Below are 14,624 nucleotides of genomic sequence, written 5' to 3'. Positions count from 1 at the left end.
CGAGCCGATTAATTAATGGTGGTGGTGACCGGCGGCGGGGGCCGGGGTCTCCTCGGCAGGCTTCTCCACGACCGAGGCTTCAGTCGTGAGAATCATGCGTGCGACGGACGTCGCGTTGACGACGGCGGAGTGCGTCACCTTCACCGGGTCGATGATGCCCTGCTCGATGAGGTTGCCGTACTCGAGCGTCGCGGCGTTGAGGCCCTCGCCGTTGGCAAGGTCCGCGACGTGCGCGACGGCGACGGAGCCGTCCAGGCCGGCGTTCTGAGCAATCCAGTAGGCCGGGCGCGTGAGCGCGCGGGCCACGGAGAGCACGCCGATCTTGGCCTCGCCCTCGAAGTCCTCGGCGAATTTCTCGAGCTCAGCGGAGATCTGGACGAGTGCGGAGCCGCCGCCAGCGATGACGCCTTCCTCGACGGCTGCGCGGGCCGCGTTGATGGCGTCCTCGACGCGGAGCTTGCGCTCGTTGACCTCGGTCTCGGTTGCAGCACCGACGCGGATGACCGCGACACCACCGGACAGCTTGGCCAGGCGCTCCTCGAGCTTCTCACGGTCCCACGTGGAGTCCGTGCGCTCAATCTCGCGGCGCAGCTGCTCGCGGCGCTCCTCGACGGCCTCCTTGGTGCCGGCACCGTCGACGATGACGGTGTCTTCCTTGGAGACGGTGACGCGGCGGGCAGAACCCAGCACCTCGAGACCGACCTCGTTGAGGTTGATGCCCACCTCCGGGTCGACGACGGTGGCGCCGGTGACGACAGCCAGGTCATCCATGAAGCCCTTGCGGCGCTCGCCGAAGTACGGAGCCTTCACAGCGGCGACCTTGAGGGTCTTGCGGATGGAGTTTACGACGAGTGCCTGCAGCGGCTCGCCCTCGACGTCCTCGGCAATGATGAGCGTCGGCTTGGAGGACTCGGCAATCTTCTCGAGCAGCGGCAGGAAGTCCGGCAGCGAGGAGATCTTGTTGCGCACCAGCAGGATGGCGGCGTTATCGAGGACCGCGTTGTAGGTCTCCTCCTCCGTCGCGAAGTACGGGGAAAGGTAGCCCTTGTCGAAGGAAATACCCTCGGTCACGTCGACCGTGGACTCCATGGACTGGGACTCCTCGACGGTAACGACGCCGTCCTTGCCCACCTTGTCCATGGCGCCGGCGACCATCTCGCCGACCTCCGGGTCGCGGGAGGACACGGTGGCGACCTGCGCGATATCGCGCGAGGACGCGACCGGCGTGGCGCGCTTCTTCAGCTCTTCCACGGCCTTCTCCGCCGCTGCCTGAATACCGCGGTTGAGCTCGACCGGGTTGGCACCGGCGGCCACGTTGCGCAGGCCCTCGTAGACGAGCGCCTGGGCGAGCAGCGTCGCCGTCGTGGTGCCGTCACCGGCGATGTCGTTGGTCTTTACAGCCACGGACTTCACGAGCTGGGCACCGAGGTTCTCAAACGGTTCGTCCAGGTCGATGTCGCGGGCGATGGTCACACCGTCATTGGTGACGGTCGGGCCACCGAAAGCCTTCGACAAGACAACGTTGCGGCCGCGGGGGCCGAGGGTGACCTTGACGGCATCGGCAAGCGTGTCCACGCCGCGCTGAATGCCCGCGCGAGCCTCCTGATCGAATGCAATAAGTTTGGGCATACGGGCCTACTTTTCGACGACGGCGAGCAGGTCGCGAGCCGACAGCAGCAGGTACTCCTGGCCGTCGTACTTCAGCTCGGTTCCGCCGTACTTGGAGAACACGACCACGTCGCCTTCCTTGACGCCGACCGGGATGACCTCGCCCTTGTCGTTGGTGCGGCCCGGGCCGACGGCCACGACGGTGGCCTCCTGCGGCTTCTCCTTGGCGGAGTCCGGGATAACCAGGCCAGAGGCGGTGGTGGTCTCAGCTTCGACGATCTGGACGAGGACCTTGTCTTCCAGCGGCTTGATGTTTGCCATGATGATCCTTTCGAAATGAATCAGTGTAGTTGTATGTGCCGGTTGCATTCTTTTCTGCCAGCACAGCCGTCGTCGCGGGTGAACAACTGTGAGTCAAACAACCTACCTAGCACTCTACCCCCGTGACTGCTAACTCTCAACAAATACGAGTGCCAGGAAGTTCGCCCTGCGCGAACGGCCCGCCACCTGCTCTTATGACGCGGGCGACGGGCCGATTGTGGGGGGCGAGCATTCTCGCCGGACGAGTTAGAGCTGCTTGTCGGAGTTCATGACCGCAGCGCGCCACAGCTGGTATTCCTCCGGCTGGTCTTCGCGGTAGTTCTTCACCGCGCGCACGCCGTTTTCCACAGCGGCAATGACCTCCTCGATGGGCTCGTCCTGGCCCTCGGCGTCGACGAAAATCACCGAGCCGCAGATGGCGCGGATGGGATCCTGGAGGAAGGCCGAGTTGCCCGTCGCTGCGGCGTTGCGCGCGAGCGAGGCCACCGGGTTCGGCTCGGCGCCCTCCGCCTTTGCATTCGGGTTGAACAGTGCCGCGTACGTCGAGCCGTCATCCTGGAAAGCCACGGCCACGCGGTCCTCCGTGGCACCGCCCAGGAACTGCTGGGCGTGCTCAAGCTCGAAGTTGATCTGGCGGCGGGTGAGGTCCGGGTTGACGAGGTAGCCGGTGGTCATAGTATGTCTCCTTGCAAAAGGGGCGGGATCATGTAAACCGTACCGCCCCGAGAGCAATTTCGCGCGTCGAGAACATTCATTCTCGAATACATACGCAACACCACGCTCCGGCGCCCTGTCCATGGCGGGGCCTTGGTGACGGTAGGACATGAAAATTCCTCTCGGCCCCGTCCCTGTATCGCTGCGCTTCGGCGCGACCCGTGCTGTAGTTCGTGCGTTCTTTCAGAGTGACGAACTCACCGCTTTTCTCTGGATTGGTGCCGCGGCTGAAGAGTTGGAGGATGTCGTTTACTACGACGCCATTGGCCTGGCCTCGAAGTATTATGCTGTGTAAAGAACACAGCGTCATCTGCTACCCCACCGGCAGGACGAGCGGCGTTTCGACCTCGAGCGCCGTGTCCGTACCGCAGGCCAGACCCGAAGGCTGCGCACCCTCGTGGATGAGCTGGGCGGCGACGGCGGCGATCATCACGCCATTGTCCGTGCACAGGCGGAACGGCGGAACGCGCAGCTCGACGCCAGCGGCCGCGCAGCGTTCCGCCGCGAGCGAACGCAGGCGGGAGTTCGCCGCGACGCCGCCGCCGAGCAGCATGACCTTCGCGCCCGTGTCTTCAAGGGCGAGCATCGCTTTGTGCGTGAGCACGTCCGCGACGGCCTCTTGGAAGGACGCGCAGATGTCCTCGACGGAGACGACGCGGCCCTCGCGCTCGGCCTTCTCCACGTAGCGGGCGACGGAGGTCTTCAGGCCGGAAAACGAGAAGTCGTATCGGTGTTCACCGCGCAGGTCCTCGGCACGGGAGAGACCGCGCGGGAAGTTGATATTCGCTTCGCCTTGGGCCGCCAGCTTGTCGATGACCGGGCCGCCCGGGTAGCCCAGGCCGAGCAGGCGCGAGACCTTGTCGTAGGCCTCGCCGGCGGCGTCATCGAGGGTCGTGCCGAGCTCGCGCATGGGCTTTCCCACGGCGTCGACCTCAAGAATCTGCGTGTGGCCGCCAGAGACGAGCAGCGCGATGGAGTGCGGCAGCTTCTGGCCCTGGAGGTTAGCGACGGCAACATGACCGCCAAGGTGGTTGACGCCGTAGAAGGGCACGCCCCAGGCTGCGGCGTACGCCTTGGCTGCCGATGCCCCCACCAACAGCGCGCCAGCCAGTCCCGGCCCCACGGTCGCGGCGACGGCGTCGGGCTTGTCGATACCGGCCTCGTCGAGCGCGGCACGCATGACCTGCGGCATGGCCTCGAGGTGCGCACGCGAGGCGATCTCGGGCACGACGCCGCCGAAGCGGGCGTGCTGCTGCATGGACGAGGCGACCTGATCGGCGCGGATATCCATGTACCCGTCGCCGTCGAGCTCGACGATGCCTACGCCGGTCTCATCGCAGGAGGATTCAATTCCCAGGACCAACATGTCTATTCCTTTTCAGTGTTATCGTGCGACGCGCCAGCGGCGCACGCTGCGCGCTTCATGGTGTGGGCGTCGGCGCCGGACGGCTGGTAATAATTGCGGCGCAGACCCATCATCTCGAAGCCGAAGGCCTCGTACATAAGAATGGCGGGGTCATTGCCCACGCGGACTTCGAGGAAGACAGGCGCGTCCTTGAGGTCCGCGATGTGGCAGATATTTTCCATCATGAGCCGGCCGACGCCGCGGCGCTGGGCCTCGGGCGCGGTGCCGATGGTAAGTATTTCGAATTCCGGGGTGCCGACTGGGCCCATCATGGCGAGCCCGGCGTAGCCGAGAAGCACGCCGTCCCCGTCGGGCTCGCCGTCTTGGACGCCGAAGTAAAAAGTGTGCGGCTGGGCGAAGTCGGCGAGGAAGACCTCCGTGCTCCACGGGGTCTCCCCCGGAAAGAGCTGGACTTCAAGTTCGGCGCAGCGCGGGGCGTCGGCGTCGGTGAGTTCACGCAGGAACATTTACTTCGCCTCAGAAGAATCCTGCGGCAGCGGAGGAAGGGCTGCCGAGCGCGGCGTGGGCTTCGGCGGCACGGCGTCGGGGCGGCGCAGGTAGAGCGGCACGAGCGGCGGGACGTCGGCGGCGGGTGCGGTAAGCGACTGGCCGCGGGAGGCGGCATCGGCAGCTGCGGCGGCGACGAGGCCTGCGGGGCGCGGGGTGTCCCATTCGCGCGGGAGCGCGGCGAGCGCCTCGGGCAAGCGCGGGGCGATGGCCTCGGGGATCACGATGTGGTCAACGGTGATGTCGCCGAGTTCCGCGGCGAGCGCTTCCGGCTTGGAGACGGAGGGCTCGGTGAGGCGGTGGACTCCGTCCCCCGCGAACTCATAGGTCGCCCAATAGACCTCCTTGCGGCGGGCATCGGTGGCGATGAGCCACGTGCCGGACTCGCCGAGCGCGGCGAGCTGGTGCGCGATGGCGTCGTGGGAGCACACGCCCACCACAGGAATGCCGAGGGCCTGGCCAAAGGCCTGGGCGGTCGCCATACCCACGCGCAGACCGGTAAAGGGGCCGGGACCACAGCCGACGGCGAGGGCGTCGAGGTCGGCGTAGGTCAAGGAGGCATCGGCAAGCAAGGCCTCGACGGTGGGCACGAGCTGCTCATTATGCGCGCGGGTATCGGTGAGGATCCGCTCGCGGGTGGCGGCGGGATCAGAAGGATCGACGAGGCCGGTGACCAGATCGGTCGTGGCGGTGTCGAGAGCGAGAACGCGCATTAGCCCGCGAACACCCACTGGCCCTCAGGCGTCTTGGCGAGCGGCAGCATAGACGCGGCGTTGGACATGGGCAGCTGGCCCACGTTGGTGCAGATGTCGACCTTGTCCATGGAGATCTTCTCCGCGTAGAACTGCTGGTCCGTGTTCATCGCCACGATGTAGTTGGTGCCCTGCGGGACGGTCTCGGTAATCCCGAGGTTTTCCGGGTTGACCTGAAGACCGTTGCGGATATCGTCCGGGGTGGTGCCCGGGCACAGGTTGAGGAACTGGACCCACGGTTGGCCGTACACGTCGGCGACGGCGAGCGCGGTGGCATTGAGGTTCGCGTCGTCGATGGTCTCGACGGCCTCGGCGAAGGTGCGGTCGACCGGCTGGGCCGGGCGCGTGGCGCTCATCGCAACCATGCCCACGAGGGCGATAGCGAAGAGACCGATGACAAGGGTGGTGATGGCTTGGCCGACCTTATTCATGAAGGCGTGCGCTCCTTAATAAATGCGAGTACATGGGGTGCAAACTTCCCTAAATGGTACTCGCCAGGCCACAAGCATGTCGAAACCCCGCCGCGTAACGGGGACGCGACGGGGTCATAAGCGATTGGTTTTACATGAGGAGGACGAGGAGCACCTGCGAGGCGATAATCTTGCCGATAATCGTCGTGGGGTAAACCGTGGCCCAGCCGCGGTTGGCGAGGTCCGTCTTGGTCTGACCCTGCAGGTAGCTGAACACCGCGGGGTTGGTGGTCATACCGGCAGCGCAGCCCATGGCCTCGTCCCACTTGAGGCGGAAGACGAGCATGCCGATGAGGCCAATGCCGATGGCAGAGATGAGGGTGATGATAAGGCCGACGCCCATGACCTTGAGCGATGCCGGGTCCGTCAGCGCCGCGCGGAAGGAGGCGCCTGCGGAGGTACCGACGCCCGCGAGGAACAAGGTAAGACCGAGGGTCGACAGGGCCTGGCGCGTGTGGAACGGCATCTGCCAGTTGATGGAACCGGTGCGGTTGAGGTAACCGAGGAAGAGACCCATGACGATGGGGCCGCCACCGAAGCCGAGCTGCAGCGTCGTGCCGCCGGGGATCGGAATCGGGATAAGGCCGAGCAGCATACCGAGGGTCAGGCCGATGGACATGGACAGCAGGTCAGCGTTGCCCAGTGCGGACTCGGAGTTACCGAGGTAGTCCTTGACGGCGGGGAGGCGCTCCGGAGCGGTGACGACGCGGACGCGGTCCGAGTAGTTAAGGACGGTATCCGCGTGCGGGACGATGTCGTTATCGCCCTGACGCACGCGCGCGATGATGAAGCCATGGTCCAGCGCCTTGATGTCGCGAATACGCTTACCGGCAATCTCCGGATTGGAGACCGTGACGCGGGTGTAGAGCAGGCCAGCGTCCTCGGTGAGTTCGACGGACTCTTCGGTGCCCAGGACCTCGATGGCGGCGTTGACGGCCTCTTCGGTGCCGTTGATCATAAAGACCGCGCCCTTTTCGAGCGGCATTTCCGGGATGGCGAGACGGTGATGATCAACGTCCGGGATGAAACGGGTGGCGACGACCGTCTGGCCGGTGACGCGGTTGATGTGGCCCGCGGTATCCGGGAAATCGCGCGTGAGCTTGACGGCCTTCCAGATGAGCGGCGAAGGAACCATGCCCTCATCGCGCGCATCTTTTTCGTGGTTGACCTTGAGGATAATGGCGCCCACGGCAGCGACGATGATCGCGCCGATGACCGCGCCCGGGTACGCCAGCGAGTAGCCGACGACGGGCTCGGAGTTGCCGAGCATTTCGACCACAGCAGCCATACCAGGCGTGGACGACAGAGAGCCGGCGAACATGCCCACGGCGACGGGAACCTTGAGGTGGAAGACAGTGATGAGGAGGTAGCCCACGGCAACGAGCGCGATGAGCATGCCGATCATAAAGACCGTCAGCTTCCAGCCGCGCTTTTTAAAGTCGCGGACGAAGGACGGGCCGAATCCCAAACCAATGGCGTAGACGAAGATGGCAAGACCAAATTGGTAGACAAAGGCCGGAATCTGAATGTCGGGGTTTGCCGTAGACAAACCCAACGCAACAAACATGGCGGCTGCGGCGCCGAGGGAAATTCCGAATACCTTTACTTTTCCGATCGCCAGGCCGACCGCCATGATGAGAAACAGCGTGAAGAGCGGATTGGATGCGAGGAAATTTAACACCGCTCCAGTTTGACTTAATCGATAATCCCGCGTCAACCTGGGACTATGGGATACTTATCACTTATATAGGTGCTCTACAGGACGCCTGTACTTGATAGCTTAATTTCCCGCGTTTACCCAGCGCCACGTGATTTCGCGTGTATCTGCGTCCGTTTCTGCCCGATTCTCAGGTTCGCGATCCAACCCCACATAGAGGTAGGCGTCTGACAGTTGGGCTAACAGTCCGCCACCCCATTCTGCGACGACGACAGCGTCCTCAAGCTCCGTGTCCAGGTCGAGCGCGTCGAGGTCGCCCAGCGGGTCACCAGAGCCCGCCCCGAAATCGTCGAGGAGACGGTACGCGTCGACGTGGACGAGCGCCGGTCCCTCCCCCAGCGACCGATGCTCGCGGGCGATGACAAAGGTCGGGGACGTCACGCGTCCCTTGACCCCCATGCCGCGCGCGATGCCTTGTGTCAGCGTCGTCTTCCCCGCGCCCAGCGGCCCGTCGAGGATGACCAGGTCGCCCGCCTCCAGCGCCGCTCCAAGCTCCTCGCCGAAGGCCTGGGTGTCCGCGGCCGTCGCGAACTGGCGGCGGCCCTCCTGCGGAAAACTGCTACGCATGTGTTCCTCCCACGTACTGGCGGACGGTGCGCCCCGTGGGGCGGCACACGACTTCGTAATTGATGGTGCCGGCGGCATCGGCAAGCTCGGTGGCGGACATGCCGCCCCCGCCGAAGATAATGGCCTCGTCGCCGGGGCGCACGCCGTGCGGGTTGTCGCCGAGGTCAACGACAATCTGGTCCATGCACACGCGACCCACCTGCGGATAGAGGTGCCCGCCAATGCCCACCTGGAGCTTGCCCTGGAACGCGCGCGGCAGGCCGTCTGCGTAGCCCACCGGCACGTTGGCAAGGTAGCCATCGCGCTCCGCATGCCACGTCATGGAGTAGCAGGTGCCCTCCCCCGCCGCGATAGGCTTGACGGCCATCGTGGTCGCCGCCCACGTCATGGCGGGAATCAGGCCATGGTCCTGTCCGGGGATGGGCTCCAGGCCGTAGATGCCCAGCCCGACGCGCACCTGCTCGTAGCGCAGGTCAGGCCGCGTGAACGTGCCCGGCGTATTACACAGGTGGTTCACGGGGCACTCCAGGCCCGCCGCGCGCGCCTGCTCGAGGGCCCGGGCAAAATTCGCGGCCTGGAAGTCCGTGTAGTCATTCTCCGGCTCGTCCGCGCACGCCAGGTGCGACATAAGCCCGAGCACCTCGAGGTGCTCCGCGTCGCGGGCGAGCGCGAAGGCCTCCTCCCACTCAGCCGGATCCAGGCCCGCGCGGTGCAAGCCCGTCTCGACTTTGAGGTACACGCGCGCCGGCACCTGCGCCTCGATGAGCACCCCCAGGTGCCGCAGGCTCGGAATCGCTACATCGATACGCGCGGCCAGCGGGGTGGACACATCGTCCTCCGGGTCCCAGAGCCACGCGCAGATGGGCTTGCCGATGCCCCCTTCACGCAGCTCCAGCGCCTCCGCCACCGTCGCTACGCCAAAGGCGTCCGCACGCTCGGCGGCGCGCGCAACTTCCAAGGCGCCGTGGCCGTAGGCATCCGCCTTGACGACGGCCATAAGGTTGACGTCCGGCCCCACCATGTCCTTGATGGTGGAAACGTTGTGCGCAATCGCGTCCAAGTCGATGCGCGTGCGAAGTGGGGTCTGAACAGTGGGCTGTGACATGGCGTCTATTGTGCCACTGTTACCCGCGAGCACGGGCTGCTGGACCGCGAAAAGACAAAACTCGTATGAGTTGCGCGAAAATCGTGAATTTCCACGCGACTCATACGAGTTGCGAGAGCTCGTGCGCGATTACTCGACCGTCACGGACTTGGCCAGGTTACGCGGCTGGTCCACGTCGTAGCCCTTCGCGGTGGCGACGCCGCACGCAAAGATCTGGAGCGGCACGGTGGCGAGCAGCGGCTGCATGAGCGTGGGCGCCTCCGGGATGCGGATGATGTGGTTAGCGTAGGCCTCCACTGCCTCGTCGCCCTCTTCGGCGATGACGATGGTAATTGCGCCGCGGGCACGGATCTCCTGGATGTTGGAGACGACCTTGGAGTGCAGCGAGTCGCGGCCGCGCGGGGACGGCACGATAACGAAGACCGGCTGGCCTTCCTCGATAAGAGCGATCGGGCCGTGCTTGAGCTCGCCAGCGGCGAAGCCCTCAGCGTGCAGGTACGCGATCTCCTTGAGCTTGAGCGCGCCCTCGAGCGCGACCGGGAAGCCCACGTGGCGGCCAAGGAAGAGCACGGAGTCTGCATCCGACATGGACGTGGACAACGCGTAGACCTGGTCTTCCTGGTCGATGACCTTTTGAACCTTGTCCGGCATGGCGCGCAATTCGGAGATGACGCTCTGGACCTCATCAGCGAACATGTTGCCGCGCAGCTGCGCCAGGTAGAGGCCCAGCAGGTAGGTCGCGGTGATCTGCGCCAGGAACGCCTTCGTGGACGCAACGGCAATCTCCGGGCCAGCGTGAGTGTAGAGCGCAGCGTCTGCCTCGCGCGGGATGGAAGACCCCTGCGTATTACAGATGGCGATGACCTTCGCACCCTGCTGGCGTGCGTGGCGCACGGCCATGAGGGTATCCATGGTCTCACCCGACTGGGACAGCGCGACAACGAGGGTCTTCTCGTTGACGATCGGGTCGCGGTAACGGAACTCGTGAGCGAGCTCGACCTCGGTAGGAATACGACACCAGTGCTCGATGGCGTAGCGGGCCACGTGGCCAGCGTAGGCGGCGGTGCCGCAGGCGATGACGATGATCTTGTCGATGGACTTAAGGATCGACTCGTCGATGTGCACCTCGTCGAGAGTGAGCTTGCCCTGCTCGTCAAAGCGGCCGAGCAGCGTGTCGCGCACGGCGGCCGGCTGATCGTGGATTTCCTTCTCCATGAAGGAGCTGAAGCCGTCTTTCTCGGCAGCGGCGGCATCCCACTTGATTTCAAACGGCTTGCCCTCGGCCGGGTTGCCGTTGTAGTCGGTGATAGTGACCTCGTCTGCCGTGATGGTCACAACCTGGTCGTTGGCCATCTCGACGGCAGACTTGGTGTAGTCGATGAAGCCGGAGACGTCCGAGCCCAGGAAGTTCTCGCCCTCGCCCAGGCCGATAACCAGCGGCGAGTCGCGGCGGGCAGCGACGATGCGGTCTGCCTGCTCGGTATGAATGGCCAGGAGGGTAAACGCACCCTCGAGGCGCTGGCCGGTGAGCTGCATAGCGCGGGTGAGGTCACCGTTGGCCTCGTTGTGGAAGATGTCTCCCAGTAGCGCTGCAGCGACCTCGGTGTCAGTCTCCGACACGAAGTTGTGGCCCTTCGCCGTGAGCTCGGACTTGAGCTCGGCGAAGTTCTCGATGATGCCGTTGTGGACGACGGCCAGCTTGCCGCCATCAACAACGTGCGGGTGCGCGTTAAGATCCGTCGGGCCACCGTGGGTTGCCCAGCGGGTGTGACCGATACCCAGGACGGAGTTCTTGAGCGGGCGTGCCGCGATCTCCTGCTCGAGAGCGGCGACCTTACCGGCCTTCTTGCGCCAACCGATTTCTCCCTCCGCGAAGACGGCGATACCAGCAGAGTCATAGCCGCGGTATTCGAGTCGACGCAATCCCTCGAGAATAACGTCAAGGGCAAAGTATTCGCGGTCATCAGCGTAGTGACCGACGTATCCAACAATTCCACACATAGTTGCAGATGTTACCTGATAGTCCCCTATATAGAGGAGTAAGCACTTGGGGAACGACAATCACCCCTCTACGCGCCCGCCCTTGTGCTGACTCACTGCAAAAATCGCTTCTATCGCTCTTTGCGCCCAATGCCTACGCTTCTTCCTCTATCCTGGGTAGCGTGTCTGCGAATTTGAATAAGCATCTAGCGACCCTGTCCAAGCGTGGCCCGTACCGCGTTCTTACTGGCGATCTTTCCTACGCCGGCCTTGAAGGCAAGGTGTACACCCCTGCTGAGGGGAAAGCGCTGCCTGCCGTGGCTTTTGGCCACGACTGGCGCACGAATATCAAGCATTACCACTCCACGCTGCGCCACCTGGCCAGTTGGGGCATCGTGGTCGTTGCACCGGACACCGAAAATGGCTTGGTTCCCAACGTCCGCGGCCTCGTCGCCGACATGGAATCCGCACTGCAGATCGCCGCGGGCGTGAAGCTGGGCCAGGGTAATATCACCGTCTCCCCGGGCCGCTTGGGCATGGTGGGCCACGGCATGGGCGGCGGTGCCGCGGTGCTCGCAGCAGCCAATAACGAAAAGGTGCGTGCCGTGGGCGCCCTCTACCCCGCCATGGTCTCGCCTTCCGCGACGACCGCTGCCCGCTCGGTGCAGGCACCGGGGCTTATCATCGGCTCAAAGTTGGATGACTTCCTCTCCGCGGGCAACCCGGCCAAGCTCGCACAGAGCTGGGGCGGCACGGCCGTCTACCGCGAGCTCGACAAGGGCACGCAACCGGGCTTCGCAGAAAACACCATGCAGAAGCTGGCGCTCGGTACCGGCATCTTCCAGTCCGGTCCGCGTGAGACCGCCCGCGCGCTGCTCGTCGGCTTCCTCCTCGCCACGCTGGGCAATGAGAAGAAGTACTCCGACTTCGCCGAGGCAGACGCTACGGCCAAGGGCGTGCACTCCCTGCTGGGTGAGGAACTCGCAGAGAAGGCCAACCAGTACCACTAGGCCCTTGTGCTTCGCGGCACTTCCGCGACGACGCCGAACCCCGCGTTCCTGGCATCACAACGATGCGAGGGCCGCGGGGTTTGACCTATTTCTACGGACGTAACACTACTGCCGGCGCAGCACCGATTTCACGCGACCTTGGGTGCCACGGGTCTGATGCGCCGCATACGGACGTGCACCGGCTGCATGCCGAGTCTCTGTGGGTGCGTCCGCAGGACCGTTCGCGTGGCTGGGCGGGCGCTGGCGCATTTCATCGCGGGCGTCGTGCACGGCCTTCTCAATATCGTCTTGTGCCTTCGCCAGCGTCTTTTCAAATTCCAGAAGCCGGCGAGCAGTCCGCTCGCGGAAGGCGCGTGCGAATTCATCAAAGTTCGTAGTCATTACCACTGACCTGCCTTTCGAGCACGAGAGGACGAACCCCCAGGAGGAGGCACCGGCGCAGCGGGCGCTGGTGCGGAGGGCGGAGCTGCGGGTGAAGCATCGGACTGCGCGGGCGCCGCAGGGGCGGGCGTGTCTGCGACCGGCACCCCTGCCTGCGCAGCACCGGTATTGCCTGCCATATGCGCCAGCTTCTTGGGCGGCGGCGCAGGCTCTTTTACCTCGTCTAGCTCAGCTGGCGGCGTATAAACACCGTCATCGTTCTTCACCGGGGCAGGAGCGGGCGGCTCTGGTGCGCGCTCAGGCTGCGGCGCGGGCTCAGGGGCCGGCTCGGGTGCGGGTTCCGGAGCGACGTCAGGCAACTCGAGGTGAGAGACAAAGTCCACGGCTGCGGCGATGAGCAAGCCAGTTCCGATGATGGCCACGCCTACGCCGAAGCCACCAAGGAATCCAGAGCACAGGGTGCCGATGTCGACGCCGGTCTCCTCGCAGTCGTTCTGCATTTCGACGTCGCACTCGACGGCAGGCTCGGGCGCGACTGCTTCGTCCGTACGACACTCTTCGACAACCACGGGCTCCTGCGCCAGCACCGTGTCACAGGCGGCAGGAGGCTTCGTTTCTCCTGGCAGTGGCGTTGCGGGGCGGTCGACGCAGTCATCACGGGACTCCGCAGGCTCCGGGCACTCGCACTCATGAGGCGCTGGCGGAGTGCGTTGGGGTTCCACGGCAGGACGTGGCGTGGGCGGCGTCGAGCTCGGCGTCGTGCGTGGTTGATTCGGCGCAGGCGGTGCGCACTCCGCGGATGGGACGCTGTTCGAGGACGGGGTCGCAACGGCAGGCGCAGGCTGGGAAGGCGCAGGAGCCGGCGCAGATGCGGGTACCGAAGCCGGTGCCGTGCCGGAAACGGAATCCTGCGTGGGGCAGGCCGGCGGCGCGGATACGGGCGCGGGGGTCGGGCATGCGGGCGGCGGAGCGCAGGTTGCAGCGTCGGGAACACGGGTGGGCAGCTCGGTGGAGCAGGCCTGCTCACAGCAGTGCTCGAGGGCGTCGTAGCAGCGCTCGATGGTGCCATCGCGGTCGCGGCAGGTCTGCGCGATCAGCCCGTTGGTGTGCTCGATAATCTCATCGCCCGCGGAGGCGATGATGGGCACGAGAGCGCGAGCTAGCGGATGAATCTTGGAGACGAGCGAGGTGAGCGTGCCGAGCAGAGGGATGGCGGCGCCCAGGATTTCCTCGATGGAGGTTTCTGACACGTGGACGACATCGTCGATGGCGGAGGCACACTCCCCTGCCTGGTCCACGAGCTCCTCTCGCTGTTGCGCGTCGGCGGAGCCGAGGCCTTCGATGTTGCCGAGGAAGTCGAAGATGGAGCCCGCGGCGAGTTCGACGCCGAGTTTCTGAATGACGTCACGCAGCAAGCTCCACGCGCCGGAGCCGGAAGACGATCCCGAGGAGCCCGCACCGCTCTTGCCGCCCTTGCCGGCGCGTTGGACGCCGACGGCGGCCTCGACTGACGAGACCAGCGCGCGGGTATCGATGCCATCGGCAGAGCCCACGAGTTCCTGGAGCAGCCCCAACGGCATGGACGGGCCGCTGTAGGCGCCGCCGGTCGCGGCTTGGAACAAGGCGATGGCGCGTCCGTAGTCGCCCAGGCGCGAGGCGACGGCGGTGCTCATAACGCTCCTCCCACGCCACGTAGTTGCGCAGCGTTAGCGTCGTCCGCCGCACCAACGGCGGCGAACTGGGCTACGGCCGCCTGCGCGACGGACTCGGCGTGAGCGAAGCGCAGGGCGCCGCGTTCGTGCACCGTCATGAAGGCAGCCTGAAGGCGCGCGGCATGCCCGGCGAAGGCCTTGCCGGCCGCGTGGGGTGGAAAGTGTGGGGTGAGCGCGGCGTGCTGCGTGTGGCTTGCGCGAGCACCCTCAGCCACGGACTGGAGTGCGCGCGAGGCCTCACCCACATCAAGGAAGACATCAGTCATTGGGAACCTCCTGCGGTAGCGGTATGTCTTTCTGCTCCACCCCTATTGGACTGTGACCGCGCCCGAAAGGTTCCCAGCCCGCCGTGATTGATGGTCAGCGCCGCACAGA

General features: G+C 65.2%; 16 protein-coding genes. 2 read left to right on the top strand and 14 right to left on the bottom strand.

The features are described 5' to 3' along the window. Window positions 1–12: 12 nt before the first annotated feature. The 3 genes from groL to ABJ196_RS07995 all read right to left on the bottom strand — a co-directional run bounded on the left by groL (window position 13) and on the right by ABJ196_RS07995 (window position 2,604). Entirely contained in the window at window positions 13–1,629 is a 1,617-nt protein-coding gene (groL, locus tag ABJ196_RS08005; protein WP_347306024.1) for a chaperonin GroEL, read from the bottom strand. A gap of 6 nt (window positions 1,630–1,635) precedes the next feature. Then, complete coding sequence (groES, locus tag ABJ196_RS08000) at window positions 1,636–1,935, bottom strand: co-chaperone GroES (RefSeq protein ID WP_181734627.1); 300 nt, start codon at window positions 1,933–1,935, stop codon at window positions 1,636–1,638. A 240-nt stretch (window positions 1,936–2,175) separates the two neighbouring features. Further along, the gene (locus tag ABJ196_RS07995) at window positions 2,176–2,604 is read right to left on the bottom strand and encodes a hypothetical protein (RefSeq protein WP_347306022.1); all 429 of its coding nucleotides are present in this window, start codon (window positions 2,602–2,604) and stop codon (window positions 2,176–2,178) included. A gap of 148 nt (window positions 2,605–2,752) precedes the next feature. On the opposite strand from ABJ196_RS07995, the gene ABJ196_RS07990 reads away from it, so the two are divergent. After that, window positions 2,753–2,938 (top strand): hypothetical protein, encoded by a 186-nt coding sequence (locus tag ABJ196_RS07990; RefSeq protein WP_347306020.1) that lies wholly within the window; start codon window positions 2,753–2,755, stop codon window positions 2,936–2,938. Window positions 2,939–2,956: 18 nt separating this feature from the next. Here the strand turns inward: ABJ196_RS07990 and tsaD are convergent, their stop codons facing one another. The 8 genes from tsaD to glmS form a co-directional block, all read right to left on the bottom strand. Next, a complete protein-coding gene (tsaD, locus tag ABJ196_RS07985) occupies window positions 2,957–4,009 on the bottom strand; it encodes a tRNA (adenosine(37)-N6)-threonylcarbamoyltransferase complex transferase subunit TsaD (RefSeq protein WP_257035864.1) in 1,053 nt (350 codons plus the stop codon). 2 nt (window positions 4,010–4,011) lie between these two features. Beyond that, a complete protein-coding gene (locus tag ABJ196_RS07980; protein WP_347306018.1) occupies window positions 4,012–4,515 on the bottom strand; it encodes a GNAT family N-acetyltransferase in 504 nt (167 codons plus the stop codon). After that, window positions 4,516–5,268 (bottom strand): tRNA (adenosine(37)-N6)-threonylcarbamoyltransferase complex dimerization subunit type 1 TsaB, encoded by a 753-nt coding sequence (gene tsaB / locus ABJ196_RS07975; protein ID WP_347306016.1) that lies wholly within the window; start codon window positions 5,266–5,268, stop codon window positions 4,516–4,518. Then, the gene (locus tag ABJ196_RS07970) at window positions 5,268–5,738 is read right to left on the bottom strand and encodes a hypothetical protein (protein ID WP_347306014.1); all 471 of its coding nucleotides are present in this window, start codon (window positions 5,736–5,738) and stop codon (window positions 5,268–5,270) included. The genes tsaB and ABJ196_RS07970 overlap by 1 nt, the downstream gene beginning before the upstream one ends. A gap of 130 nt (window positions 5,739–5,868) precedes the next feature. Next, the gene (locus ABJ196_RS07965; protein ID WP_347306012.1) at window positions 5,869–7,458 is read right to left on the bottom strand and encodes an aspartate:alanine exchanger family transporter; all 1,590 of its coding nucleotides are present in this window, start codon (window positions 7,456–7,458) and stop codon (window positions 5,869–5,871) included. A gap of 99 nt (window positions 7,459–7,557) precedes the next feature. Then, window positions 7,558–8,061: a tRNA (adenosine(37)-N6)-threonylcarbamoyltransferase complex ATPase subunit type 1 TsaE gene (gene tsaE / locus ABJ196_RS07960; RefSeq protein ID WP_347306010.1), complete on the bottom strand. Its 504-nt coding sequence runs from the start codon at window positions 8,059–8,061 to the stop codon at window positions 7,558–7,560. After that, a complete protein-coding gene (gene alr, locus ABJ196_RS07955) occupies window positions 8,054–9,166 on the bottom strand; it encodes an alanine racemase (RefSeq protein ID WP_347306008.1) in 1,113 nt (370 codons plus the stop codon). The genes tsaE and alr overlap by 8 nt, the downstream gene beginning before the upstream one ends. Before the next feature lie 129 nt (window positions 9,167–9,295). Then, on the bottom strand, window positions 9,296–11,167 hold the full coding sequence (gene glmS / locus ABJ196_RS07950; RefSeq protein WP_347306006.1) for a glutamine--fructose-6-phosphate transaminase (isomerizing): 1,872 nt from the start codon (window positions 11,165–11,167) through the stop codon (window positions 9,296–9,298). A gap of 161 nt (window positions 11,168–11,328) precedes the next feature. On the opposite strand from glmS, the gene ABJ196_RS07945 reads away from it, so the two are divergent. Next, window positions 11,329–12,156, top strand: coding sequence for a dienelactone hydrolase family protein (locus ABJ196_RS07945; protein WP_347306004.1), 828 nt, complete (start codon window positions 11,329–11,331; stop codon window positions 12,154–12,156). 105 nt (window positions 12,157–12,261) lie between these two features. Here ABJ196_RS07945 and ABJ196_RS07940 read toward each other — a convergent pair whose 3' ends face one another. From ABJ196_RS07940 to ABJ196_RS07930, 3 genes are read right to left on the bottom strand one after another with little or no spacing between them, the layout of a single operon-like run. Continuing rightward, window positions 12,262–12,537, bottom strand: a complete 276-nt coding sequence (locus ABJ196_RS07940; RefSeq protein WP_347306002.1) for a hypothetical protein — start codon at window positions 12,535–12,537, stop codon at window positions 12,262–12,264. Continuing rightward, window positions 12,537–14,210 (bottom strand): hypothetical protein, encoded by a 1,674-nt coding sequence (locus ABJ196_RS07935; protein WP_347306000.1) that lies wholly within the window; start codon window positions 14,208–14,210, stop codon window positions 12,537–12,539. The genes ABJ196_RS07940 and ABJ196_RS07935 overlap by 1 nt, the downstream gene beginning before the upstream one ends. Next, window positions 14,207–14,515 carry a hypothetical protein gene (locus ABJ196_RS07930; protein ID WP_347305998.1) on the bottom strand — a complete coding sequence of 103 codons (309 nt, stop codon included), beginning with the start codon at window positions 14,513–14,515 and terminating at the stop codon, window positions 14,207–14,209. Before ABJ196_RS07930 ends, ABJ196_RS07935 begins: the two co-directional genes overlap by 4 nt. Window positions 14,516–14,624: the final 109 nt, after the last annotated feature.

Source organism: Corynebacterium sp. SA-MJD20WY100 (assembly GCF_039822565.1).
Classification (GTDB): Bacteria; Actinomycetota; Actinomycetes; order Mycobacteriales; family Mycobacteriaceae; genus Corynebacterium; species Corynebacterium phoceense_A.
This window is presented reverse-complemented; position numbering and strand designations above follow the sequence as displayed.